The organism is Pseudomonas gingeri (genome assembly GCF_013386115.1).
GTDB classification, from domain to species: Bacteria; Pseudomonadota; Gammaproteobacteria; order Pseudomonadales; family Pseudomonadaceae; genus Aquipseudomonas; species Aquipseudomonas gingeri.
Genome location: NZ_JACAOR010000017.1, coordinates 1 through 851, shown reverse-complemented (window position 1 = coordinate 851; position 851 = coordinate 1). Strand labels below are relative to the sequence as shown.

The 851-nt window shown below is 56.8% G+C and carries 1 protein-coding gene; it reads right to left on the bottom strand.

Annotated features, from left to right (window positions below):
• Positions 1-851 (bottom strand): elongation factor Tu (locus HX881_RS30625; protein ID WP_177088315.1); only part of this gene is annotated, 851 nt, incomplete at both ends.

Genomic DNA, 851 nt, shown 5'->3' with positions numbered 1-851 from the left:
GCTACGACGCCGGCGCCGACGGTACGACCGCCTTCACGGATAGCGAAACGCAGGCCGTCTTCCATCGCGATGGTCTTGATCAGAGTGACAGTCATCTGGATGTTGTCACCTGGCATTACCATTTCAACGCCTTCTGGCAGCTCGCAGTTACCAGTCACGTCAGTAGTACGGAAGTAGAACTGTGGACGGTAGCCTTTGAAGAACGGAGTATGACGACCGCCTTCTTCCTTGCTCAGAACGTAAACTTCTGCGGTGAACTTGGTGTGCGGCTTGACCGAACCTGGCTTGACCAGAACCTGGCCACGCTCAACGTCGTCACGCTTGGTACCACGCAGCAGAACGCCGCAGTTCTCGCCAGCACGACCTTCGTCGAGCAGTTTGCGGAACATTTCAACACCGGTGCAGGTGGTGGTGGTGGTGTCACGCAGACCAACGATTTCCAGTGGATCCTGGACGCGAACGATACCACGCTCGATACGGCCAGTTACCACGGTACCGCGACCGGAGATCGAGAACACGTCTTCGATTGGCATCAGGAACGGCTTGTCGATAGCGCGCTCTGGCTCCGGGATGTAGCTGTCCAGAGTTTCTACCAGTTTCTTGACAGCAGTGGTGCCCATCTCGTTGTCGTCTTTGCCTTCCAGCGCCATACGAGCCGAACCGATGATGATTGGAGTGTCATCACCTGGGAAGTCGTAGGTGCTCAGCAGGTCGCGAACTTCCATCTCGACCAGTTCCAGCAGCTCTGCGTCGTCTACCAGGTCAGCCTTGTTCAGGAAAACCACGATGTACGGAACGCCTACCTGACGGGACAGCAGGATGTGCTCACGGGTTTGTGGCATCGGACCATC